General features: G+C 64.0%; 21 protein-coding genes, 4 tRNA genes and 1 pseudogene. 18 read left to right on the top strand and 8 right to left on the bottom strand.

The genetic code is table 11. The features are described from left to right. Window positions 1-378: 378 nt before the first annotated feature. Together AWB92_RS04125 and AWB92_RS04120 are read left to right on the top strand one after the other, a co-directional pair. Window positions 379-3,465 carry an MMPL family transporter gene (locus AWB92_RS04125; protein WP_024636820.1) on the top strand — a complete coding sequence of 1,029 codons (3,087 nt, stop codon included), beginning with the start codon at window positions 379-381 and terminating at the stop codon, window positions 3,463-3,465. Next, entirely contained in the window at window positions 3,462-4,358 is an 897-nt protein-coding gene (locus AWB92_RS04120) for an alpha/beta hydrolase (RefSeq protein ID WP_014710939.1), read from the top strand. Before AWB92_RS04125 ends, AWB92_RS04120 begins: the two co-directional genes overlap by 4 nt. 28 nt (window positions 4,359-4,386) lie before the next feature. Here the strand turns inward: AWB92_RS04120 and AWB92_RS04115 are convergent, their stop codons facing one another. Then, window positions 4,387-4,833: a DUF6188 family protein gene (locus AWB92_RS04115; RefSeq protein ID WP_014710938.1), complete on the bottom strand. Its 447-nt coding sequence runs from the start codon at window positions 4,831-4,833 to the stop codon at window positions 4,387-4,389. 264 nt (window positions 4,834-5,097) lie between these two features. Between AWB92_RS04115 and AWB92_RS04110 the strand changes: the two genes are divergently transcribed. Next, window positions 5,098-6,666, top strand: coding sequence for a hypothetical protein (locus tag AWB92_RS04110; protein WP_224097130.1), 1,569 nt, complete (start codon window positions 5,098-5,100; stop codon window positions 6,664-6,666). A gap of 7 nt (window positions 6,667-6,673) precedes the next feature. Here the strand turns inward: AWB92_RS04110 and AWB92_RS04105 are convergent, their stop codons facing one another. Beyond that, window positions 6,674-7,105 carry an NUDIX hydrolase gene (locus AWB92_RS04105; protein ID WP_008263949.1) on the bottom strand — a complete coding sequence of 144 codons (432 nt, stop codon included), beginning with the start codon at window positions 7,103-7,105 and terminating at the stop codon, window positions 6,674-6,676. Window positions 7,106-7,184: 79 nt separating this feature from the next. On the opposite strand from AWB92_RS04105, the gene AWB92_RS04100 reads away from it, so the two are divergent. The 5 genes from AWB92_RS04100 (at window position 7,185) to AWB92_RS04080 (ending at window position 11,246) form a co-directional block, all read left to right on the top strand. Then, the gene (locus AWB92_RS04100; RefSeq protein WP_020821582.1) at window positions 7,185-7,979 is read left to right on the top strand and encodes a GntR family transcriptional regulator; all 795 of its coding nucleotides are present in this window, start codon (window positions 7,185-7,187) and stop codon (window positions 7,977-7,979) included. A gap of 99 nt (window positions 7,980-8,078) precedes the next feature. Beyond that, entirely contained in the window at window positions 8,079-8,501 is a 423-nt protein-coding gene (locus AWB92_RS04095) for a hypothetical protein (protein ID WP_008263947.1), read from the top strand. Next, complete coding sequence (locus AWB92_RS04090) at window positions 8,498-9,844, top strand: hypothetical protein (RefSeq protein WP_020821580.1); 1,347 nt, start codon at window positions 8,498-8,500, stop codon at window positions 9,842-9,844. Before AWB92_RS04095 ends, AWB92_RS04090 begins: the two co-directional genes overlap by 4 nt. A gap of 10 nt (window positions 9,845-9,854) precedes the next feature. Next, complete coding sequence (locus AWB92_RS30325; protein ID WP_008263943.1) at window positions 9,855-10,088, top strand: helix-turn-helix domain-containing protein; 234 nt, start codon at window positions 9,855-9,857, stop codon at window positions 10,086-10,088. Beyond that, window positions 10,089-11,246 (top strand): site-specific integrase, encoded by a 1,158-nt coding sequence (locus AWB92_RS04080; RefSeq protein ID WP_008263933.1) that lies wholly within the window; start codon window positions 10,089-10,091, stop codon window positions 11,244-11,246. Window positions 11,247-11,278: 32 nt separating this feature from the next. Here the strand turns inward: AWB92_RS04080 and AWB92_RS04075 are convergent. From AWB92_RS04075 to AWB92_RS04065, 3 genes are all read right to left on the bottom strand, one after another. Then, a tRNA-Phe gene (locus tag AWB92_RS04075) sits at window positions 11,279-11,355 on the bottom strand. A 26-nt stretch (window positions 11,356-11,381) separates the two neighbouring features. Next, window positions 11,382-11,458, bottom strand: a tRNA-Asp gene (locus AWB92_RS04070). 29 nt (window positions 11,459-11,487) lie between these two features. Beyond that, window positions 11,488-11,560, bottom strand: a tRNA-Glu gene (locus AWB92_RS04065). Window positions 11,561-11,695: 135 nt separating this feature from the next. Between AWB92_RS04065 and AWB92_RS04060 the strand changes: the two genes are divergently transcribed. Both AWB92_RS04060 and AWB92_RS04055 read left to right on the top strand, forming a co-directional pair. Beyond that, window positions 11,696-11,768 (top strand) — tRNA-Lys (locus tag AWB92_RS04060). A 114-nt stretch (window positions 11,769-11,882) separates the two neighbouring features. After that, window positions 11,883-12,692, top strand: coding sequence for a TIGR04255 family protein (locus AWB92_RS04055; protein WP_068179196.1), 810 nt, complete (start codon window positions 11,883-11,885; stop codon window positions 12,690-12,692). On the opposite strand, the gene AWB92_RS04050 is transcribed toward AWB92_RS04055, so the two are convergent. After that, complete coding sequence (locus AWB92_RS04050) at window positions 12,682-13,581, bottom strand: class I SAM-dependent methyltransferase (RefSeq protein WP_085184180.1); 900 nt, start codon at window positions 13,579-13,581, stop codon at window positions 12,682-12,684. The two genes, AWB92_RS04055 and AWB92_RS04050, sit on opposite strands and share 11 nt — an antisense overlap. 93 nt (window positions 13,582-13,674) lie before the next feature. On the opposite strand from AWB92_RS04050, the pseudogene AWB92_RS04045 reads away from it, so the two are divergent. From AWB92_RS04045 to AWB92_RS30320, 3 genes and pseudogenes are all read left to right on the top strand, one after another. Beyond that, window positions 13,675-14,175, top strand: a pseudogene (locus AWB92_RS04045) (nucleoside deaminase). Window positions 14,176-14,193: 18 nt separating this feature from the next. After that, a complete protein-coding gene (locus AWB92_RS04040) occupies window positions 14,194-14,610 on the top strand; it encodes a metalloregulator ArsR/SmtB family transcription factor (protein WP_085184179.1) in 417 nt (138 codons plus the stop codon). After that, on the top strand, window positions 14,607-14,810 hold the full coding sequence (locus AWB92_RS30320; RefSeq protein WP_085184178.1) for a zinc transporter Slc39a7: 204 nt from the start codon (window positions 14,607-14,609) through the stop codon (window positions 14,808-14,810). The genes AWB92_RS04040 and AWB92_RS30320 overlap by 4 nt, the downstream gene beginning before the upstream one ends. Before the next feature lie 25 nt (window positions 14,811-14,835). Here the strand turns inward: AWB92_RS30320 and AWB92_RS04030 are convergent, their stop codons facing one another. Next, window positions 14,836-15,849 (bottom strand): oxygenase MpaB family protein, encoded by a 1,014-nt coding sequence (locus AWB92_RS04030; RefSeq protein ID WP_085184177.1) that lies wholly within the window; start codon window positions 15,847-15,849, stop codon window positions 14,836-14,838. A gap of 67 nt (window positions 15,850-15,916) precedes the next feature. On the opposite strand from AWB92_RS04030, the gene AWB92_RS04025 reads away from it, so the two are divergent. The 5 genes from AWB92_RS04025 to phoU all read left to right on the top strand — a co-directional run bounded on the left by AWB92_RS04025 (window position 15,917) and on the right by phoU (window position 21,861). Beyond that, window positions 15,917-16,531 carry a TetR/AcrR family transcriptional regulator gene (locus tag AWB92_RS04025; RefSeq protein WP_085184176.1) on the top strand — a complete coding sequence of 205 codons (615 nt, stop codon included), beginning with the start codon at window positions 15,917-15,919 and terminating at the stop codon, window positions 16,529-16,531. Between the two features lie 132 nt (window positions 16,532-16,663). After that, window positions 16,664-17,680, top strand: a complete 1,017-nt coding sequence (locus AWB92_RS04020; RefSeq protein ID WP_068111083.1) for an acyl-ACP desaturase — start codon at window positions 16,664-16,666, stop codon at window positions 17,678-17,680. Window positions 17,681-17,696: 16 nt separating this feature from the next. After that, window positions 17,697-18,830: a tRNA dihydrouridine synthase DusB gene (gene dusB, locus AWB92_RS04015; protein ID WP_085184175.1), complete on the top strand. Its 1,134-nt coding sequence runs from the start codon at window positions 17,697-17,699 to the stop codon at window positions 18,828-18,830. A 204-nt stretch (window positions 18,831-19,034) separates the two neighbouring features. Then, window positions 19,035-21,134 carry an LCP family protein gene (locus AWB92_RS04010; protein ID WP_085184174.1) on the top strand — a complete coding sequence of 700 codons (2,100 nt, stop codon included), beginning with the start codon at window positions 19,035-19,037 and terminating at the stop codon, window positions 21,132-21,134. Window positions 21,135-21,192: 58 nt separating this feature from the next. Next, a complete protein-coding gene (phoU, locus tag AWB92_RS04005; protein WP_085184173.1) occupies window positions 21,193-21,861 on the top strand; it encodes a phosphate signaling complex protein PhoU in 669 nt (222 codons plus the stop codon). Here the strand turns inward: phoU and pstB are convergent. Further along, on the bottom strand, window positions 21,858-22,634 hold the full coding sequence (gene pstB / locus AWB92_RS04000; protein WP_068179224.1) for a phosphate ABC transporter ATP-binding protein PstB: 777 nt from the start codon (window positions 22,632-22,634) through the stop codon (window positions 21,858-21,860). The two genes, phoU and pstB, sit on opposite strands and share 4 nt — an antisense overlap. Window positions 22,635-22,636: the final 2 nt, after the last annotated feature.

Below are 22,636 nucleotides of genomic sequence, written 5' to 3'. Positions count from 1 at the left end.
CGTCCTCGGCATTACCCGCCTCGCTACTGCTCATACCTGGACGACAATTTGATGAACCGGGAAATGTACAACCACGTGCACGACGATCCCACCAGGCTAACTTCCCGGCTGGCTTTTCGTCTGCGGCGTTCATGAACCTTTCAGAATTTCGGCGACGGTGCGTCGTCACGGTCAATCAACCTGCGCGCCGAGGGGCACGTCGCGCCAGGCGCGAAATGCTGGTCCGTCGCCTGCGGGGTGCTCTCGGGCCAATCCAGGTGAGTAGTGCGGTAGCGGTCGACGGGTGCACGCCTGTCGCGGTTTCGGCGACGAAGCGAAAGGGTACTAGCGGTACTGTTCCGACACCGTTAGTTTCTTTTGGGATAACGGAGGTGGGGGATGGCGGACAACGGGTGGGTTTCCTCGGGGGTGGCGACGCTGAGTCGCCCAGTTCGGGAGCAACTTCGCAAGGTCGCGGCGGGCGAGGGCGCATACAGTGATCGACTAGCTCGCCTGGCGGGGTTCAGCATCCGACATAAGGTGCTGGTCATCGGGGCGTGGGTGGTGACCGCCGGCGTCCTGGCGATGCTGTTCCCCCAGCTGGAAACCGTTGTGAAACAGCAGTCGGTGAATCTGGTCCCCCCTGATGCTCCATCGCTGCAGACGGTTGACCGGATGGGCACGGCATTCGGCGAGCAGGGGTCCAAGACCACCGTCTTTGTTGCATTCGAGGACCCGACGGGCCTGACTGCGCCGGTGCGTCAGCGCTACAAAACGATGGTTTCGCGGTTGCGTGCCGACTCCCAGCACGTGCGACTGGTTCAGGATCTGTTAGCCGACCCCGTTACTGCGGGTCAGGCGATGAGCCAGGATGGCAAGGCGTGGTATGTGCCGGTCGGGGTAGCTGGCACGCTCGGCGATCCTAGAGCGGCGGAATCCGTTCGGGCGGTGCGCGCTATTGTCGCCGAGTCGTTTAGCGGTACGTCCACGATCGTTCGTGTAACCGGACCTCCCGCGACATTCAGCGATCTAATCGATTCGGCTGAGCAGGATTTGATTGGCATCTCCATCGTGACAGCCGGTCTGATCGCGGTGATTTTGCTGGTCATCTATCGGTCACTAGTTACCGCGTTGCTGCCATTGCTCGTGATCGGTGTGAGCCTGGCGGTCGGGCGCGGGGTGCTCTCGGCGCTGGGCGAATCAGGAATGCCGGTGTCGCAATTCACGATTGCGTTCATGACTGCCATCTTGTTGGGTGCCGGCACCGATTATTCCGTGTTTCTGATCAGCCGGTATCACGAGCAGCGCCGCCAGATGATTTCGGCTGACCTGGCTGTGATTAACGCAACCGCCACCATCGGGCGGGTGATCATGGCTTCCGCCGCGACTGTGGCGTTTGCGTTTCTATCCTTGGTCTTTGCGAAGCTGAGCGTATTTAGCGCATTAGGCCCGGCGTGCGCGATCGCTGTCTTTGTCGGAGTCGCAGCTACAGTAACGTTGTTTCCTCCGGTATTGGCGCTTGCCGCGAAACATGGCATTGGCGAACCCAAAGCTGACCGCACGCGCCGATACTGGAACTGGATCGCCGTGGCCGTGGTCCGCCGACCCGCCCCACTGCTGGCCGCCAGCCTGGCACTTGTATTAGGCCTCGCGGCTGTCGCGCTGACTATGCACATCAGCTACGACGATCGGCAAGGACAGCCGGCGACGACCACCAGCAATGAGGGCTATCGCTTGCTGGATAGGCATTTCCGCAAAGATATCGTCATCACACAGTTCATGGTCGTCGAATCACCCACAGATATGCGCACCAGTAAAGGCCTAGCCGACCTAGATGAAATGGCGTCTCGAGTGTCGCAATTGCCGGGCGTCACCAAGGTTTCCGGTGTCACTCGGCCCACCGGTGCACGCCTCGATCAGGCACAGCTCTCGTGGCAAAACGGCCAGATCGGCAACAAGATGGCCGGCGCGGTCGCCAAGGGAGACGCCCATAAGGACGACCTGGCCAAACTCACCAGTGGCGCCGACCAACTCGCCGGCGGCCTGGCGCAACTTGACACCACCCTGCGCACGGCATTGACACCGCTGACCGCGGTCCTTACCCAAGCCCAGTCCAGCGGATCGCAATTTCAACACTTTCGCCCTCTGCTGCAGCAACTTTCGGCTACCACACCAACCATCGATCAAGCGATCCGAACCGGGCCGGGACTGCGTCAAGAAGCTCAACAAGCCCAAAACGCGATCGCCACGATCGATCCGCTGGTTGGTGCGCTCAACACCTCCCCGTGGTGTGCCACCACACCCGAGTGTGCCCAGATCCGCGATCAGGTGCAGATTCTGGTGACCTTGCGCGATGGCGGCTTTTTCAGCCAGCTCGCCAACCTGGGCGACATGTACCAGCCGGGCAGCGACAATGCGGCGGGCACCGTAGCAGATCTGCAGAGCACGGTCACCTCGCTGAACAAGGCTTTCGGAGCACTCGGCGATCCCGCCGACATGGCCGGCAATATCCGCCGCCTCCAAAACGGCATCAGCCAGCTCGCGTCGGGTGCACAAGCCCTGGCCACCGGCGTGCACACCCTTGCCGACAGCAACATCGAAATGTTGTCCGGCATGAGTCAGGTCGCCACCCAATTACAAAATTCCGCGCGGTCCAGCGCCGGTTCGGACAACGCCAGCGGCTTTTACCTGCCCGCCAACACCTTCGAGAATCGCCAGTTCGCCGATGTGGCAAAACATTTTATGTCGGCCGATGGCAAGACCGCCCGCTTCGCGATCGAATCGAGCTACAACCCCTACAGCAGCCAAGCGATGGATCTCGCTCAGAAAATCACCGAAGTTGCCGGGGCCGCACGCCCGAACACCTCCCTGGCCAACGCCACGATATCGATGGCCGGTTTCCCCGCCGTCAACTCCGATATTCAGCGCCTGCTGTCGGCCGACTTTCATCTGCTGGCGATCGCCACGCTCGTCATCGTCGGAGTGATCCTTGTCCTTCTCCTGCGTGCCTTGCTGGCCCCGCTCTACCTCCTCGGTACGGTCGTACTCAACTATGGCGCGGCACTGGGCATTGGGACGCTCGTCTTCCAATACGGCCTGGGTAAGGAAATCGCCTGGCCCGTACCGCTTGTGGCGTTCATCATCCTGGTCGCCGTCGGCGCCGACTACAACATGCTGCTGATCTCGCGGTTACGCGAAGAATCCGCTCACAACATTCGCGTCGGCGTGCTACGCACGGTCGCAAACACCGGTTCAGTCATCACCTCAGCCGGGCTCATCTTCGCCGCGAGTATGTTCGGCCTGATGGTCGGCTCTGTCGGAATCATGATCCAAGTCGGATTCATCGTCGGCTGCGGCCTACTACTCGACACCTTCGTCGTTCGCACCCTCACGGTGCCCGCGATCGCTACGCTCCTGCGCGAGGCCAGCTGGTGGCCGCAACGGAAATCCTCGACTCACAACGGCCGACCACACCGGACCACATGACAATTGGCCGAGAGCGCATCCGCACCAGCGACGGGATCACTCTCGTGGCCGATTGCTACCGGCACGCCGCGACTCACCCCGTCGTGTTGCTGCTCCATGGCGGCGGCCAGAACCGTCACGCGTGGGCCACCACCGCCCGTCGACTCTATTCCCACGGCTACACCGTCGTCGCCTACGACACACGAGGTCACGGCGACAGCGACTGGGACCCGAGCGGACAATATGACATCGAACGGTTTGTGTCCGATCTGATCTCGGTACGAGGACACGTCAGCGCCGACAGTCCCCCCGCCGTCGTCGGCGCGTCGCTGGGTGGGCTGATCATCCTCGCTACCCATCTGCTGGCCCCACCCGACCTCTGGGCAGCCGTTGTCCTGGTCGACATCACCCCGCGAATGGAATTTCATGGGGCCCGTCGCATCCTGTCATTCATGGCCGGACACCCCGACGGATTCGGCACGCTCAATGATGCCGCCGATGTCATCGCCGAATACAACCCACGCCGCGCGCGACCCGAAAATCTCGACGGCCTGCACAAGGTTCTGCGCCAACGTAGCGATGGCCGATGGATCTGGCGCTGGGACCCGGCCTTCATCAGCTCCAACTTCGATGTCCTCCAAGGCAATCTCATGACGGGCAGCGAGGAGTTCGACGCCATCAGCGGATTCCTCGCCGAAGGAGCACGTCGAATCACGGCCCCAACGCTGTTGGTACGCGGGGCACTTTCAGACGTAGTCTCCCAGGAAACCGTCAGCGAATTCCGCCAGCTCGTCAGGCACGCCGAAACGACGGACGTCACCGGCACCGGTCACATGGTTGCCGGCGACAACAACGACGCGTTCACCGCCGCGGTTACCGACTTCCTCGACCGCGCCATGAGGACCCTGACATAAGCATCCAGCGAGTCTTCAGCCACCCGGGCTACTGATGTGCCATGGCTTTGGGTTGTGTTGCGTCTGAGTCATTCTCGTCGACAGGAAGGTCGTGCCGAATCGCTCGGACGCGACCTCGCGGCAGACACGCCACGTATCCGTGACACTTGCCATAGAGTTCCCACGAGGTCGCCGCTACATCCGGGTCGACGTCGATGCGGTGGCCGGGGGAGAAACAGAGATGTAAGGCCCCGTCGTCGTCGCACCAGGCGCGCGTGCAGATCGCTCCGGCAAGGTCCAACAGTGGCCGCTCCTCGGGCGAAAGGTTGATGGGGTCGATCAACACTTCATCCGACGGCCAGGCTCCTGCCGGCGGGAGGGTCAGTCGCAGCGGTCGGGAAATCACCAATTCGTTGTAACCGTCGAGGTCGAGTATGAGCCCTTCGTGCAGCGAGACTCGCTGAACGGTGCATTGCTCAATCCATTGCGTGTGCATAACCGCCCCCTTCGACGCGTCGGTGAGTCCCATCTATGCTACCGATAGTAGCGCAACGATACTATTAGTATTCCTATGCGCTATCGCGGGCGTTCCATGCATCAAGAATGCGCTGCAAACCTCGATCAATGCGCTCGCGCGCCTCCCCTGCCGTGCGGCTCTGGTGTGGCTGCGGTCGGTTGACCTGCCGTATGCATGCAGTCGTCGGAATGCGAACACTACGGACCGATCTGAGTTGTCATCCCCAAGTGCGACCATCCCAATATGGCGATCACCATCCCATCCGGCCGGCCCAACTGGCGCTTCATGCGCTACGTTCGGCCGCCGACGAGAGACTCGAAGTTGGAGCCTCTGTACCCATTGAGGCCGGCAACGCGCCCGGTGCGGCTGGGCATTGATGTCGGGACCATCGCGGAGCCGCCGGAGGAGGGCTACATCACCGGGTTCCTGACGCGCGACGAGATCGAGGTGCACCTATTGATCCCGGCGGCAACGGAAGCTCCGAGCGGGTGGACCGAGTTGCTCGATGAACCGCCTTGCCACACCGTCAATTTCACGAACGTAGCTGACGCAGGCAAGTTCTGCGACGCGGCCGAGTTCTCCGTCAGCACCGCTCGTGGCGAGAGCTACCGTGCCTGGTCCAAGGCTCGGTTCTTCGCCGCGTACCAGCAGCTCGATGAGCACGATGCGCCGGACGGCCTCCCCCCGTTGACGCTCGATCAGCGACATCGTGCAGCTGCCTATGCTGCCGCCGCCGGGGCTGTTGGCATCGATGCCATCGTCACCACCGCCCCCACTGCGGGACGAACAGATGTCGCCGACAACGATGTGGTCGTCAGCGTGACACCCGACGCGGCTGTACCACTCATCGGTCACTACTTGCGGGTGACTAGCAATCCGGTTGTGACGGTCGAGCGCGGCATGTTGGTGGGTGGCGGAAGCTGGGAGACGACGGAGTCGACTGCGACCATCGTCAATCTTTACGACTGGGGCACGGTCAGCGGATTGCCATACTTCGATGCCGCTTCAATGTTTGCGGCTGCCGCTAAAGGTGGACCTGAGGCCGCAGAGGCATTCACGTCGGTTCGCATCCGCCTGAGACGTGCAGCGCGCGCGTTCGACGATCTGCTGGCCGCGCTGTCGAACCCGCTGGACGGGAAGCGGAACGAAGATGTTGCCGAGGCTACCGCTGAAGCTTTTGACCGTGAATTACTCTATCTTGCAGCAGTTTTCGATATTTTCGGGCGTGCTTACCAAGCGATGGTCGACCCGTCAGTTGATCGGAAAAAGGCTCGGGGATCACTCGACTCGCGGACCTTCATCGACAAGGAAGTGCGAACGCAGTACGACCAGTCACTTTTGGGTGACGTGACGCGCCTGCGGGTGTATGCGTGGCTCTGCAAGCAGTTGAGGAATCACATCCACGATGGCGTTCTTGCCGTCGACACCCACCCTGGCCGCAGCTACGGCAACACGATGAACGTGGCGCTGAATCTCAGTGTGATTCCCGAGTTAGCCCTCGGTGCCGACAATGAGATGACTCAGCACCACTACGACGCGCTGGGAGTGTGGCAGACCGAACCTGTTTCGCCCTTTACCGGTTCGTCAATGGTGGCCGACCTTGCGACAACCGGTTTCACCCTCATCCGAGCGGCGCTCGAGTACATCGAAGCGTTCACGAAACTTATCGTCCGGAACAAACCGGCGAATGCGCCGTCGTCTAGTGCGTTCCTGGGATGCGTGCAGGCTCGTCCGGGCGAGGTCGAGCCAGCGCCCCCAAAGCGAGCAGTGTTCTATCAAGCACTGTTCGGATTACATCCGGACAGCGTGTAGTGGACCCCTAGCAGCCCGACACGAGGTTGACGCCGTCATGGACCCGCGAATGAGTTTCTTCGTCGAACGCGTCCAGTACACGCACCGCGAATGCAGGATTCATCGCTGACTGAACTTCCTCCCTTGTCATCCAACGAACCTCGCGGGCTTCCGCAGTGGGGTGAGTGTCCCCATCGGCCGGATGGCAGCGGTAGACCAGAGCGACAATCCCATGGGTCAGGTTCTTGTAAACGCCGGTGAGACGTTCTACCTTCACCGTCAATCCGGTTTCCTCAAGGACTTCGCGCCGAACACCGTCCTCAAAAGATTCGCCTAGTTCGAGTACACCACCAGGGGCTTCCCAGTGGCCGTTGTCGTCCCGCCTGATCACGAGAACGCGATCATCGTCACGCACTACGATGCCGGCGACACTGACCGAGTGCTTAGGCGAGGTTGCCATTTCTGGGGTCCTCCTTGTTCGATGCCGGCAGAAGAGACACGGGTTGACTGGCTTCCTAGACTAGTCGTCTAGACATGTGATGGAAGGCCAGCGGGTGCTGCAACTTGGACAAATCGACAGAGCCGATGACAAGCCGCCATATCGGCAGATCGCGGGCATGTTGCGAGAAGCGATCCGTTCCAACCGGCTAGCTCCCGGGGAACGACTGCCGTCTGAGACGGAACTTATCGAGCATTTCGGTGTGGCACGCATGACGGTAAGACAAGCTGTGCAGGAGCTTCGTTCCGAGGGACTGGTCGTCTCGCAGCATGGCCGCGGGGTGTTTATTCGCCCGACGCCCCCCATCCGCCGGCTCGCGTCGGATCGATTCGCGCGACAGCATCGCGCGGCAGGCAAGGCGGCGTTTACCGTCGAGGCCGAGAAATCGGGTTACTCGCCGCAAGTCGACAATATTGCGGTGAGCCGCGAGAAGCCGAATTCGTTTGTAGCGGAACGACTTCGATTATCACCGGACGATGACATCGTCGTGCGATCGCGCCGCTACCTGGCGAATGGCCGACCGGTTGAAACGGCGGTCTCCTTCATCCCGGCTGCTTTCGCCGAAGGCACGAGGATCGAGCAGGTGGACACTGGGCCCGGGGGCATCTACGCCCGACTGGAAGAGAATGGCCACGTACTCGGTCACTTCACCGAGGAGGTCGCAGCCCGAATGCCCACTCCCGAAGAACGGCGGCAACTGGAACTCGAACCAGGCGTTCCCGTATTGACAGTGCTGCGAACCGCATATGACGCGAATGACGTGGCGGTTGAGGTCTGCGACACGGTGAAAGTTGCTTCCGCCTACCTGCTCGAATACGAGTTCCCGGCCCGCTGAGCCCAAAGTCTTCGATCAACTGGGCGTCGACCGTTGCACTCCTCTAGACGACTATGTAACCTCAACTTGTCTAGAGCAGTTCTCATGAAAGGTCGACAAATGTCTGTGCCGAAATGGCTCAAGGTGTCACACCAGCAGGTTTTCCCACGCAAAGCGTTTGTGGTGTCCGACGTGACGGCGGTGATCGATTACGAGCGGTCGACGAAGGACAACAAGGTCCAGGCGACTGATCGAGAATCAGGCGCTCCGTTGTGGCAGGTCGAAGTCCTCGACGGCGACCCGACAGCTAGTAAGCGAGCGCGCACTCTCACCGTCAAGTTCGCAACGCCCAAGCAGCCTGTGTGCCCACCGAACACTGCCGGAATGCCCTTCACACCAGTGATTTTCGAGGAACTATACATATTGCCGTACGTAGACCGTTCGAGCGAATCCGGCCGCATCGCGTGGTCGTTTCGGGCCTCGGGTATGACTGCGGACACCGGCAAGGCGGGGTCCTCAGCGGGAGACCGGGTGTCAGCATGAGTCCGTACGACCCCGTAGTACCTAGCGATCCGTATTCGATTCCAGATCCCGACGCCGGCATCGACTTCTTTGACCTCACGCACCTGCTGGCGGTCGGCGCCATGTGGCTCATTGCGGTGATCGGCGTGGTCGCCGTTTCGCTCGTCGTTTGGAGAGTGCGTTCCCCCGCCACATTTGGGCGTTATGTTGCAACACCAGCATGTCGGGCCCGATGGCTGATCTGGGCATCGATCTCCTGGCCACGGGTTGCCAAGGCCTGCGGGTTGTCGACTCCCGAGCACGTCACACGCACGGACGCACAGGGCAAGAGCAGGACGAGGACAGTTTGGACTCATCCTCGCCTTCTCGGGGTGAGCATGTTCGGCGACTGCCTACGGATGACAGTCCGAACACGGACCGGCCAGACGGTGGACGACCTCGAAAACGCGGTCCCCGCAATTCGTGACGCTGTCGGGGCGCATTCCGCCCGCTCGACACTGATCGGCCCCGGCACGGTTCGCGTGGAATTCGTTATGAAACAATGCCTTTCAGAGGCAGAGACCGCTGCATTCCCAACCAGCGTCGAGCCGACGGGCGTCGAGGTCGGCCGGCGTGAGAATGGGTCGGCATGGACTCTGCGCGTCGCCGGCCTGCACACCCTCACTGTTGGGTGCTCGGGTGCGGGCAAGGGCTCCGTTTTTTGGGGCATTGCAGGCGGATTAGGCCCAGCCATCAAGGCGGGAACCGTGCGGCTGTTCGCCGTGGATCTCAAGTACGGGATCGAAGTGTCAGTCGGGTCTGCACTATTCAGCGGCATTGCGACGACCGAGGCCAACGCCGCGAGACTGCTGACCAACTTGGAGGAGCTACTAGACAGCCGCGGTCGCAGGATGGCCGGCCGAGCGCGTTCGCACACACCGAGCACCGCCGAACCGCTCGTCGTGCTGCTCATCGATGAATTCGCGGGCTTGACCGCATACATGACGGACGCGGCACTGAGGAAGCAAGTTGCGGGCTCACTCTCACGCATCCTGACAAAGGGTAGGGCTGTAGGCATCGTGGTCGCCGCATTCATGCAGGACCCTCGCAAGGAGATTCTGCCCATGCGCGGGTTGTTCACCCAAACCGTCGCACTGCGGCTGCGCTCACGCGACGAAGTCGCCATGGTCTTGGGTGACGGCCTCGCCGACGCCGCCCCCGCGCATCGGATCAACCCAAATGAGCCTGGTACCGGATACGTCATCGCCGAAGACGGGTCAACGATGCGAGTACGCGCCGACTTCTGGCCCGATTCGCTAATCCGTTCTGTCGCACAAGAATACGGGCCTACAAGCTCAAGTCGCGCTGGTTCAGCAGAGAACTGAGGACATCGGCATGACAACCCTCGGCATCAAAACCAGCGCCACCGCGACAGCGACCTTTCCAGAGCTTCTAACAGCGGAGCAGGTGGCCGAGCTGCTTGGCGTGTCCGCTGCGACGGTGAGTCGATGGGGCGCATTGCGCGAACACGGCGCAGACGTGGGACCGCCCTGCTACACGCTATCTGATCGCGTAAGACGTTGGGACGCAGCTGAAGTCCGCGCATGGCTTCGTAAGGTGCGTCGCTAAGTGGCCGGATCGGTCCCGCGCGGTATCCGAAAGCGGATCAATTCGGCCGGTCTGCCGCGCTATCAAGTGCGCTACCTGGTGCGTGATTCAGACTCCCCGTCGGGATGGGCTGAGACGTCGTCGACGTTCGCCACCTTGCGAGAGGCGCGGGCATTCAAGGCCGACCGGGATGGCGAAGCGGCGATCGGCGCCAGACGCTTCGACCCCCGACTTGGCCGGGCCAAACTCGCCGCTGTCTGGACGCAATACAGCGCGTTGAAACGCCCCGCAGTGTCGCCCAAGACCTGGAGCGGCTACACCCAGCATTGGGAACTACGCATCAGTCCGCGTTTCGGCCACGTCCCGGTTGATGAAATCAGCCGAAAGGATATACAGCAATTCATCGATTCCATGACCGTCGGTCCCTGGGCCAAACTCGCCACGCTGCGGCTGCTGCGGTCGATTCTCGACATGGCGCGCGAGGACGGTCGAATCCACAGCAACCCGGCTGACGGGGTGTCATCCGGGCGGATACCCACCCGAGAACGCCACCGCTATCTGACCGCCACCGAAGTCGCCGCCCTGGCAGCCGCATGCGGCGACCACGGCGACGTGGTGATCATCCTCGCCTTCACCGGCCTGCGCTGGTCCGAACTCGTCGGCCTGCGGGTCGGCGACATCGACCTAACTGCGCGTCGGCTCTATGTCCGCCAGGCCGCGCCAGAAGTGGAAGGCCGGATCATCGTCGGGCCGCCAAAAACTCGCGCCGCCGCCCGAACCGTCCCACTCCCCCAAATCGTCATCGACGCGCTCAAACCAAGGATCGATAATCGCGCGCCCACAGAACATGCAATCACCTCGCCAAATGGCGGGTTCCTCAGATCAAACAACTGGCGCCGGCATACCGACTGGAACGAAGCCCTAAAGAAAACCGGACTGGTGCCGCTGACGATTCACGACCTGCGCCACACCTACGCCAGCCTGGCCCGGGCCTCCGGCGCCGACCTCCGCTACGTCCAGAAGACGATGGGGCACTCGACGCCGACCGTCACCGCGAACATCTACAGCGACCTCTATTCAGACGAACTCGACCACGTAGCCACGAATCTCGACCGGCTTCAGGACGTCGCCAAAAACCGGGCGAACGGACAGGAACCGGACACACCGAACCATCCATAGAGTGCCATCACCGCGTCCGTGCAGCTCAAGACTGGTGGCCAGGGGCGGGATCGAACCGCCGACCTTCCGCTTTTCAGGCGGACGCTCGTACCGACTGAGCTACCTGGCCGGAAGGCATTGAGTGCCTCGCCGTGTTGGCGACCCTGACGGGACTCGAACCCGCGACCTCCGCCGTGACAGGGCGGCGCGCTAACCAACTGCGCCACAGGGCCTCGCTCTTGCTCCGCGTCTCCGCGTCGCGTACCCCCAACGGGATTCGAACCCGTGCTACCGCCGTGAAAGGGCGGCGTCCTAGGCCACTAGACGATGGGGGCCAGAACCGAATCACTTCGGGGGCACTCGCAACGCAGTTACCGTTGGGAGCCAAGCAAGCTTAGGTCACCACGGGCCCAATCCTCAAACGAGCGGCGTTCGAGCGCCGTCCCGGACGAAGTATCCTGAACCTTCGCGCCCCTATAGCTCAGTTGGTAGAGCTACGGACTTTTAATCCGCAGGTCCTAGGTTCGAGTCCTAGTGGGGGCACTGACCAGCGCTTATTACCCGCGAGATGCCCGGCGGCGCCCAGGCCGATCTGCGGGGCTCACCGCCCCGGCCGACACGCGGTATGCCCCGGTTTGACCGCCGGACGGCATGACTATGCTCGGCGATATGAGTGTCGATGCGGCCTACCCAAACGCGCCAGTAGCGCTGGTAACCATGGAAATCCGTCACCCGGCAACGGATTCCCTCACGGAGTCATCGAGTGGGGAACTCAGGCGTCTGCTCGCGGATCTGCTTCCCATCGAACGCCAGGCGCAGGACGTGGCCTGGGCGATGGGCGCCGGCGGACAACCGCAACCGGCCGCCGAGCGGTTCGTCCGTTACGTCAACCGCGACAACACCCTCGCCGCCTCGATGAAAGCGCAGGCGGTGGTGATCGAGACCACCGCGTACAGCAACTTCGAGGCGCTGCTTGACCTGGTGATGCGCGTCATCGACGCCCGCGCGCAGTTCTCGCCGATCGTCGGGGTGGAACGTCTCGGCCTGCGCTACGTTCTCGAGATCCGGGTCCCGCAGGGTGTGGATGGCCGCATCGAATGGAGCAACTGGATCGCCGAGCCGCTGCTCGGGCCGCAGCGCATCGCGCCCGCCGGCCTGACCCTGACCGAATGGCAGGGCGCGGCGGTCTACCGCGAAGCGCAGCCGGGCAAGTCGATGATCGTGCGCTACGGCCCGGGCGTGGGTCAGGCGCTGGACGCGAGCTATCACCTGCGCCGGACCATGCCGGCCCAGCAGGGACCGTTCTTCCTGATGGACATCGACAGCTTCTGGACTCCACTGGGATCTATCCCCGAATACGACCGGAACACGGTGCTGGTCACCTTCCAGGACCTGTACGACCCGGCGCGCACGGTGTTCCAGGAGATGCTCACCAACCGCCTGAAGGACGACCTGCTCAGCCGCTGAGCGTCGCGCTGCTGTAAGTCACGTCGCCGAAGGCCTCGGCGAGTTCGTCGTCGGGATAGACGAAGCCATTGGCCGCATGCAACTCCTTCGTGGTTTGCGATGACGTCCGCCAGCCGCGCTGGTTCAGATGGTCCAGGATGTGGCTGCGGTGGCCGTGGTAGACGAGCTCGTTGAAGTCGATCTCAAACCCGAGTTCGCTCATCCGGTCGTGGTGTGCGCGCCACCGCCCGTCGGCGAAAATGGTTGTGTCGGGCACGAATTCGAAAGCCAGGCGGCTGCCGGGGGCGCTCAGCGCGGTGATGTTGTCGAACAGCGCGTCCTGCGCCTCGTCGGGCAGATATACCAGTAGGCCTTCGGCGCTCCATGCCGCGGGAGCCTGCGGATCGAACCCGGCCGCCCGCAGCGCCGCGGCCCAGTCGTCGCGCAGGTCGATGGCGACGGTGCGCCGCTCGGCGGTCGGCTCGGCGCCGAGGTCGCGCAGCGTCGACGTCTTGAACTCGATCACCTCCGGCATGTCGACCTCGTAGACGACGGTGCCCGCCGGCCACGGCAGGCGGTACGCGCGCGCGTCAAGTCCCGACGCGAGGATGACGACCTGGTTGACGCCGCTTAGCGCGGCGTCGAGGAAGAACCGGTCGTAGAACCTGGTGCGGCAGGCCATCGCCCGGGCCATGCGCTGCGGGTCGAACTCGGATTCCCCGCCGACCGGGATCTCGCCGTTCACCAACCGCACGTAGACGTCGATGCCGACGGCGCGAACCAACGGCGCCGCGTAGGGGTCGTCGATCAACTTCTCGTCGGTCGACAGCGCCCGCTGGGCGGCGACCATGGTCGCCGTCGCCCCGACGCTCGTCGCCAAGTCCCAACGATCACGATCGGTGCGCGCCATGAGATTCCCTCGTCCCCAAGCCGAAAAATATAGACAGTCTAGTTACTATCACAGCGCTGATCGCGTGCCCGCTCGGGACTACCCTGCGTACCTGTGACGGACTTCGCCCAACGGACGATCGAGCTTGCCCGCCAGAACGTCGCCGAGGGCGGTCGCCCGTTCGCCACGGTGATCGTCAACGACGGCCAGGTCCTCGCCGAGAGCGCCAACAAGGTGGCCCAAACGCACGACCCGACCGCGCACGCGGAGATACTGGCGATCCGGGAGGCGTGCATGCGACTCGGCACCGAGCACCTGGTCGAAAGCACCATTTACGTGCTGGCCCACCCGTGCCCGATGTGCCTGGGCTCGCTGTAATACTGCTCGCCCCGCGAAGTCGTCTTCCTCACCACGCGCGAGGCCTACGAGCAGTACTACCTCGACGACCGGAAGTACTTCGAAGTCGCCACCTTCTACGACGAATTCGCCAAGGCCTGGGACCACCGTCGGCTGCCGATGCGCTACCAACCCGAAGAAGCCGCGGTGGATGTTTACCGGTTCTGGAACGAGCGCAACGGCGGGCAACGCCAGTCGACGGTCGTCCCGCCGGGGTGAAGCGGCTACTATCTGCGTATGCATGCAGGTAATAGCGAAGGCCGCTTGCCCGATGACCAAGCCAGCCTGGTTGTCGAGGTTTTTCGGATGCTCGCCGACGCCACCCGCGTGCAGGTGCTTTGGTCGCTGACCAACCGCGAGATGTCGGTCAACGAACTGGCCGAACACGTGGGAAAGCCCGCGCCATCGGTTTCCCAGCACCTGGCCAAGCTGCGGATGGCGCGGTTGGTCCAGACGCGTCGCGAGGGAACCACCATCTTCTACAGCCTGGAGAACGACCACGTCCGCCAACTCGTCATCGATGCGGTCCGCAACGCGGAGCACGCCGGTCCGGGCGTGCCGCCCCATCACCGGGGCGAGAGCGTGCTGAAGGCCGTGTCGTCGCCGAACGGCCCTAAACGACAAACCGTTTCACACTCGGAAGGTAAACGATGACCGAACAGCACACCCATGACGCGCCGCACGCGCACGAGCACCGACATGCCGACGGCACTCACTCACATGCGCACACCACCCACGAGCATGACCATGTCACACACGAACACGCCCACACCCACGACGACGGAACCGAACACACTCATCAGCACGTGCACCAGTCCGACCTCGAAGGGTCGCACAGCCACGCTCACGAGTGACGCCACCCGCCCCGAAGGCCGCGGGCTAGGAGACGTTCGGGCAGTAATGCTTCGGATTGTCGCGCTCGTCCAACGGCGGTAGGTTGCGCGCCGGCGTCTGCACCAGTGGTGTGTCGCAAGGGATTCGGCCGGTCGCGCGATCGAAGCCGGCGCGCGCCCGCGGGTGTTTGCGGTATCGCGTTGGCACGCAGGCAAAGACGAGGCGAACGAGGTCGCCGAATCGGCGGTGCAGCCATTCGTCGCGGCGCGACCACCGATACCCCATCAGCTCGCGCACCGGCGGATCGTAGAGGCCGACGGTGAGCCAGACGAAGAACTGCGCCATCAGTTTGCGCTGCGCGACCCATAACCGATCCGGAAGCCACTGGGCGAAAGGCGGTTTGGCCAACTCGGTCAGATCGAGGACGGCGCGGGCCGCGTAGTTGTCCTCTAACACGTTGCGGCACATGTGGTCCCAGTACTCTTGGAATTCTTCCCAGGACGCCGGAACCGGCCGCATGCTCATGCCGTACATGCGATACCACTCGACATGTTCGTCGAAGAGCTGGCGCCGCTGCGCGTCGGTCAGCCCCCCGCAAAACCGCTCTGCCACATGGATTGTGCCGACGAAAAAGGTGGCGTGCGCCCAGTAGAAGACGTCCGGGTTCAGCGCGTGGTAGCGGCGGCCCTGTTCGTCGACACCCTTGATGTCGGTGTGATAGTCGCGCACCTCGGCACCCGTGTCCGGGGCGCGCTCGCCATCGAAGACGACACCGCCAATCGGGTATAGCGAGCGCAGCAGGCGTGGCCAGCGCTCCCGGAAGAACGTCGAGTGATCGATGACCGCCGCACCGAGTTGCGGATGCATGTTCTGCATGGATCCTGCCCAGGGGCCCTGCAGCATGCCGCGCCAGTCCCCGAAGTACCGCCAGGTCAATGAATCGGGGCCGAGCGGGGCGGGTGGCGAGGCGTAGCCCAGCGGCGACACCGGACACCCGCCGGCCACGCCGTCGGGGGCGCCGCTGTTCAGCGGGCGCGCTGCGGACGTATGTTGGGTCACTATTAGATCCCTGTAAGTATCGGCAATTCTGACTACATGCGTTGTCACTTTAGAGCTTAGGAGCGATGTGCAGACGGGTCAACGACGGGGTCGTTGGACCGGCGTTCCCCTAGAGAGCCGCCTCGCCCTGCGCCGCGACAATCTCATCACCGCGGGCGTGCAGCTGCTCGGCAGCGACAGCGGCCCCGCGCTGACGGTCCGTGCGGTGTGCCGGAAAGCCGCGCTGACCGAACGCTACTTCTACGAAAGCTTCTCCGACCGCGACGAATTCGTGCGCGCCGTCTATGACGATGTCTGCGCGCGGGCGATGGACACCCTGGTTTCGGCGAAGACGCCGCGCGAGGCCGTCGAACAATTCGTCGAGCTCATGGTCGACGATCCCGTGCGGGGACGGGTGCTGCTGCTGGCCCCCGCGGTGGAGCCGGTATTGACCCGGTCGGGTGCCGAGTGGATGCCCAACTTCATCGACCTGCTGCAGCGCAAGCTGTCGCGCATCGGCGATCCGGTGCTGCAGAAAATGATCGCCACCAGCCTGGTCGGCGGGCTGACGAGCCTGTTCACCGCCTACCTGAACGGCCAGCTCGCGGCGACCCGCAAGCAGTTCATCGACTATTGCGTCAACATGCTCTTCAACGCGGCGGCGCCCTACGTACCCCCGGCCGAGCAGGACAAATCCGAGTAGCGGTTTCGCCCACACCCCGAAGCGGTTAGCCCTTTGAAAACTGCGGCGTGCCGCGCCGCCGAGGAACTTGATGCTACCGGGGGACACAGATATATTGACTGCTACCCGCAGACACAGATAACTGGAGGGGCCATGTCAGCGGAGCTGACGGACTTACAGCTTTTGCATGAACTCGAACCGGTCGTGGAGAAGTACCTGAACCGGCATCTGAGCGTGCACAAGCCCTGGAACCCGCACGACTACATCCCGTGGTCGGACGGCAAGAACTACTACGCGCTCGGCGGACAGGACTGGCACCCCGAGGAGAGCAAGCTGTCCGACGTCGCGCAGGTGGCGATGGTGCAGAACCTGGTCACCGAGGACAACCTGCCGTCATACCACCGCGAGATCGCGATGAATATGGGTATGGACGGCGCCTGGGGCCAGTGGGTCAACCGGTGGACCGCCGAGGAGAACCGGCACGGCATCGCGCTGCGCGACTACCTGGTGGTGACCCGCGCGGTCGACCCCGTCGAGCTGGAGTTGCTGCGCCTCGAGGTGGTCAACCGGGGCTTCAGCCCGGGCCAGAACCACCAGGGCGAGTACTTCGCCGAGACCCTCACCCACTCCGTCTTGTACGTCAGTTTCCAGGAACTGGCCACCAGGATTTCGCACCGCAACACCGGCAAGGCCTGCAACGATCCCGTCGCCGAGCAACTCATGGCCAAGATCTCGGCCGACGAGAACCTGCACATGATCTTCTATCGCGACGTCAGCGAGGCCGCGTTCGAGCTCGCCCCCAACACGGCGATGAAGGCGCTGCACCTGATCCTGCGGAACTTCCAGATGCCCGGCTTCCAGGTGCCCGAGTTCCGGCGCAAGGCCGTGATCATCGCCATGGGTGGTGTGTACGACCCGCGTATCCACCTCGACGACGTCGTCATGCCGATTCTGAAGAAGTGGCGCATCTTCGAGCGCGAGGACTTCACCGGCGAGGCGGCCGAATTGCGTGACGACCTCGGCGTGCTAATCAAGGAACTCGAGGCGTCCTGCGACAAGTTCGAGGTGTCCAAGCAGCGCCAGCTCGACCGCGAGGCCCGGACCGGCAAGAAGACCACCGCCTACGAGCTGCACAAGACCGCCGGCAAGCTCGCCATGAGTCGTCGGTGACCCTTCGGTAGACGCCTTGCGTATCGGTCCGATCACGCTCGCCAGCCCGGTGGTGCTGGCCCCGATGGCGGGCGTAACCAACGTCGCGTTCCGGACTCTGTGCCGTGAGCTGGAGCTATCCAAGGTCGGCACGGTCAGCGGGCTGTACGTCTGCGAGATGGTGACCGCGCGCGCCCTGGTGGAGCGGCATCCGGCCACGATGCACATGACGACGTTCGCGCCCGACGAGTCGCCCCGCTCACTGCAGCTGTACACCGTCGACCCCGCGACCACCTACGCAGCCGCCAGGATGATCGCGGACGAAGGCCTGGCCGACCACATCGACATGAACTTCGGCTGCCCGGTGCCCAAGGTCACCAAGCGGGGCGGCGGGGCCGCGCTGCCGTTCAAGCGGCGGCTGTTCGGCCAGATCGTGGCCGCGGCCGTGCGGGCCACCGAGGGCACCCGCATTCCGGTGACCGTGAAGTTCCGCATCGGCATCGACGACGAGCACCACACCCACCTGGACGCCGGCCGCATCGCCGAGGCCGAGGGCGCGGCCGCGGTCGCGTTGCACGCCCGCACGGCGGCGCAGCGCTACTCGGGGACGGCCGACTGGGACCAGATCGCCCTTCTCAAGCAGCAGGTACGGACCATCCCGGTGCTCGGCAACGGCGACATTTACGACGCCAGCGATGCGCTGGCGATGATGGCCAGCACGGGATGCGACGGCGTGGTCATCGGTCGCGGTTGCCTAGGCCGGCCCTGGCTCTTCGCCGAGTTGTCGGCCGCGTTCACCGGCACCCCGGCCCCGACGCCGCCCACCCTGGGCGAGGTCGCCGACATTGTGCGCCGGCACGGCCGGCTGCTGGCCACGCATTTCGGCGAGGACAAGGGCATGCGCGACATCCGCAAGCACGTCGCCTGGTACCTGCACGGCTTTCCCGCCGGATCGGAGTTGCGGCGCGCACTGGCGATGGTCACGACGTTGGATGAGCTCGACACTCTGCTCGACCGGTTGGACCGCACCGTCCCGTTTCCGGACGCCGCGTGCGGTCCTCGTGGCCGGCAGGGTTCACCGGCCCGGGTGGCCCTTCCCGAGGGCTGGCTGACCGACCCCGACGACTGCACGGTGCCCGCGGGGGCGGACGTGATGCACTCGGGTGGCTAAGCGTTAACACGCTCGAAATCGCGTCCGCGCCGATAACTCAGTACGATGTGGACCTTGCTGCATTGCGCTTCGGTGGGGGTCGGTTGCGTGCCGCCGCGGGAGCGTGAGAACACCGCGTGACCACGGGTGGCGCGGCTCGCGGCGCTGATGGCTAGTCCCGGCGTCGCATCGGAGTTGCATCAGAGTTTTGGAGGCCGATAGGACATGGGTGATGGCGGCACTGACGCCACTCGTGGCCATCGGCGCACCCCGCAGCCGACGCCGGGAGCCGCCCCGTGGGAGCGGTTCGCGCAACCACCGTCCGATCACAGCGTCCACCGCTGGCTGACCGAGCCGGCCCCGGATGAGCCCGTCGAGGCCGTCGACCCCGCCGAGCCGCCCGCCGAGACCGAGAAAAGCGGGTGCCACACGGACGGCGGGCTCACCGTCGCCGAGCTGATCGCCAAGGTCGGGGCCCCGAGCACCAGCCGGCGCAGTCGCCACCGCGTCGCGCCCGACCCCGAGCCCTCCGAGCCTCCCGAGCCCGAGCCCGACCCGCCGATCGACCTGCAGGAAACGCAGGTGATCGACGCCCCGGCCTATCTGCTCGACCCGCCGTCGGAGCTGCCCGACCTGGGGACAGCCGACTACGCGGATTACGACGAGTTCGAGCCCGACGAGGCCGAGGGCGGCCCGGGCCCCGGGGCGGGATCCGAGAACCTCGAGCCGAAGGCCAAGCGACGGCGGCGCCCGATATTGCTGGCCGCGCGCTCGATGGCGGCGTTCTCGGCCGTGCTGGCGCTGGTCCTGACCGGCGGGGCGTGGCAGTGGAGCGCGTCGAAGAACAACCGCCTCAACATCATCAACGCACTCGACCCGAACTCGAGCGACATCCGCGACCCCGGCGGCCAGTACGGCGACGAGGACTTCTTGATCGTCGGGATGGACTCCCGCTCTGGGGAGAACGCCAACATGGGTGCCGGGGACACCGAGGACGCCGGCGGGACGCGGTCGGACACCGTGATGCTGGTCAACATTCCCGCCAACCGCAAACGCGTGGTGGCGGTGTCGTTCCCCCGCGACCTCGCGATCACCCCGATCCAATGCGAGGCGTGGAACCCGGACACCGGCAAGTACGGACCCCTGTACGACCAGAAGACCAAGACCTGGGGTCCGAAGATGGTCTACACCGAGACCAAGCTGAACTCCACCTTCGCCTTCGGCGGCCCGAAGTGTCTGGTCAAGGAGATTCAGAAGCTGTCCGGCCTGAGCATCAACCACTTCATCGGCGTCGACTTCGCCGGCTTCGCGAAGATGGTCGATGCCCTCGGCGGCATCGAAGTATGCAGCAGCACACCGATTCACGACTACGAACTGGGCACAGTCCTCGAGCACGGGGGACGCCAAGTGCTCGACGGACCGACCGCGCTGAACTACGTGCGGGCCCGCCAGGTCACCACCGAGACCAACGGTGACTACGGCCGCATCAAGCGCCAACAGCTGTTCCTGTCGTCGCTGTTGCGCTCGCTGATCTCCGAGGACACGTTGCTTGACCTCAACAAGCTCAACAACGTCGTCAACATGGTCATCAACGACACCTACGTGGACAACGTCAAGACCAAGGACCTGGTCCAGCTCGGCCAGTCATTGCAGGGCATGGCGGCCGGACACATGACGTTTGTCACCGTGCCCACCGGCGTGACGGACCAGAACGGCGACGAGCCGCCGCGGATGGCCGACATGCGTGCGCTTTTCGACGCGATCATCAACGACGACCCGCTCCCCGAGGAAAACGACCAGAACGCGCTGAATTTGGGGAAGTCGTCCGCGCAGGGGTCCGGCTCGGGCTCAACCAAGGCCCCGACCACCAAAAAGGCGCCCAGCCCCACCGCGGCCCCGGAAGCCCAACACCAGCAGGTGACGACGACCGCGCCGCAAGACATCACGGTCCGGGTATCGAACGCCACCACGCAGAGCGGGTTGGCCGCCACCGCGACCAGCCAGCTCAAGCGGAACGGGTTCAACGTGATGACGCCGGATGACTATCCCAGTTCGGTGAACACGACGACCGTGTTGTTCTCGCCCGGCAACGAGCAGGCCGCGGCCACGGTCGCCTCGTCGTTCGCCAACGCGAAGGTCCAGCGGGTGTCGGGCTACGGGCAAGTCATCCAGGTGGTGCTGGGGCCGGACTTCAACTCCGTCGCCACTCCCGCGCCCAGCGGCTCGTCGATCAGCATGCAGATCGAGCGCGGGTCCGGCAACACCCCGACCAAGCTGCCCGACGACCTGACGGTCACTAACGCGGCCGACACCACCTGCGAGTAAAGAATTTTGGCGCTACCGCGTCACCCGTTTCCGGCATCGAGAACGTAGGCTTGGCAGCATGCGGACGGCCTACCACGAGCAGCTCACCGAGTTATCCGAGCGCCTGGGCGAGATGTGCGGGCTGGCGGGTATCGCCATGGAGCAGGCCACCCAGGCGCTGCTGCAGGCGGATCTGGTGCTGGCCGAACAGGTGATTTCCGACCACGAGAAGATCGCGACACTGAGCGCCCAGGCCGAGGAAAGCGCGTTCGTGCTGCTGGCGCTGCAGGCACCGGTCGCCGGTGACCTGCGGTCCATCGTCAGTGCGATCCAGATGGTGGCCGACATCGACCGGATGGGCGCGCTGGCCCTGCACGTGGCCAAAATCGCGCGCCGGCGCCATCCTCAGCACGCGCTGCCCGAAGAGGTCAACGGATACTTCGCCGAAATGGGTAGGGTCGCAGTCGAATTGGGCAACAACGCCCAAGAGGTGGTGTTGTCACGCGACCCGGAGAAGGCCGCCCGGATCCGTGAGGAAGACGACGCCATGGATGATCTGCACCGGCATTTGTTCTCGGTGCTGATGGACCGTGAATGGAAGTACGGCGTCGCCGCCGCGGTGGACGTGACGTTGCTGGGCCGCTTCTACGAGCGCTTCGCCGACCACGCCGTGGAAGTGGCGCGGCGGGTCATTTTCCAGGCGACCGGGCATCTTCCCGAGGACGACACCAAACCGACTTCGCGCTAGCCGAAGCGGCCGGAGATGTAGTCCTCCGTCGCCTTCTGCGTCGGGTTGGAGAAAATCTTCTCGGTGTCGTCGACCTCGATGAGCTTGCCGGGCTTTCCGGTGGCTTCCAGGTTGAAGAACGCGGTCTGATCGCTTACCCGGGCGGCCTGCTGCATGTTGTGCGTCACGATGACGATGGTGTAGTCCTGCTTCAACTCGCTGATCAGTTCTTCGATGGCCAGCGTCGAGATCGGGTCCAGCGCGGAGCACGGCTCGTCCATGAGCAACACATCGGGTTGCACGGCGATGGCGCGTGCGATGCACAGGCGCTGCTGCTGGCCGCCGGATAGTCCACCGCCGGGCCGGTCCAACCGATCCTTGACCTCTTCCCACAGGTTCGCCCCGCGCAGCGAGTGTTCGGCCGTCTCGTCGAGCAGCTTGCGATTGCGTACGCCTTGCAGCTTCAGGCCGGCGACGACGTTGTCCCGAATGGACATAGCGGGGAACGGATTCGGCCGCTGGAACACCATCCCGATCGCCCGGCGCACCCCGACCGGGTCGACGCCCGGGGCGTAGATGTCTTGATCGTCGAGCAGCACGCTGCCCTCGACACGCGCACCGGGGATCACCTCATGCATCCGGTTCAAGGTGCGCAGCACGGTCGTCTTGCCGCAGCCCGACGAACCGATGAACGCGGTCACGCTGCGGGGCAGGATCGACATCGTCACATCGGCGACCGCCTTGAACGACCCGTAGTAGATGTTGATGGACTTGAGGTCCAACCGCTTGGCCACTA

Source organism: Mycobacterium sp. IEC1808, assembly GCF_002101935.1.
Classification (GTDB): Bacteria; Actinomycetota; Actinomycetes; order Mycobacteriales; family Mycobacteriaceae; genus Mycobacterium.
The sequence above is the reverse complement of the archived record's forward strand: the minus strand, read 5'-3'. Positions and strand labels throughout refer to the sequence as shown.

Excerpts from the sequence above, each read along its gene's own strand:
- AWB92_RS04125 (WP_024636820.1), top strand. The coding sequence starts at position 379 with ATGGCGGACAACGGGTGGGTTTCCTCGGGGGTGGCGACGCTGAGTCGC.
- AWB92_RS04120 (WP_014710939.1), top strand. The coding sequence starts at position 3,462 with ATGACAATTGGCCGAGAGCGCATCCGCACCAGCGACGGGATCACTCTC.
- AWB92_RS04115 (WP_014710938.1), bottom strand. The coding sequence starts at position 4,833 with ATGCACACGCAATGGATTGAGCAATGCACCGTTCAGCGAGTCTCGCTG.
- AWB92_RS04110 (WP_224097130.1), top strand. The coding sequence starts at position 5,098 with ATGGCGATCACCATCCCATCCGGCCGGCCCAACTGGCGCTTCATGCGC.
- AWB92_RS04105 (WP_008263949.1), bottom strand. The coding sequence starts at position 7,105 with ATGGCAACCTCGCCTAAGCACTCGGTCAGTGTCGCCGGCATCGTAGTG.
- AWB92_RS04100 (WP_020821582.1), top strand. The coding sequence starts at position 7,185 with ATGGAAGGCCAGCGGGTGCTGCAACTTGGACAAATCGACAGAGCCGAT.
- AWB92_RS04095 (WP_008263947.1), top strand. The coding sequence starts at position 8,079 with ATGTCTGTGCCGAAATGGCTCAAGGTGTCACACCAGCAGGTTTTCCCA.
- AWB92_RS04090 (WP_020821580.1), top strand. The coding sequence starts at position 8,498 with ATGAGTCCGTACGACCCCGTAGTACCTAGCGATCCGTATTCGATTCCA.
- AWB92_RS30325 (WP_008263943.1), top strand. The coding sequence starts at position 9,855 with ATGACAACCCTCGGCATCAAAACCAGCGCCACCGCGACAGCGACCTTT.
- AWB92_RS04055 (WP_068179196.1), top strand. The coding sequence starts at position 11,883 with ATGCTCGGCGATATGAGTGTCGATGCGGCCTACCCAAACGCGCCAGTA.
- AWB92_RS04050 (WP_085184180.1), bottom strand. The coding sequence starts at position 13,581 with ATGGCGCGCACCGATCGTGATCGTTGGGACTTGGCGACGAGCGTCGGG.
- AWB92_RS04040 (WP_085184179.1), top strand. The coding sequence starts at position 14,194 with ATGCATGCAGGTAATAGCGAAGGCCGCTTGCCCGATGACCAAGCCAGC.
- AWB92_RS30320 (WP_085184178.1), top strand. The coding sequence starts at position 14,607 with ATGACCGAACAGCACACCCATGACGCGCCGCACGCGCACGAGCACCGA.
- AWB92_RS04020 (WP_068111083.1), top strand. The coding sequence starts at position 16,664 with ATGTCAGCGGAGCTGACGGACTTACAGCTTTTGCATGAACTCGAACCG.
- AWB92_RS04010 (WP_085184174.1), top strand. The coding sequence starts at position 19,035 with ATGGGTGATGGCGGCACTGACGCCACTCGTGGCCATCGGCGCACCCCG.
- phoU (WP_085184173.1), top strand. The coding sequence starts at position 21,193 with ATGCGGACGGCCTACCACGAGCAGCTCACCGAGTTATCCGAGCGCCTG.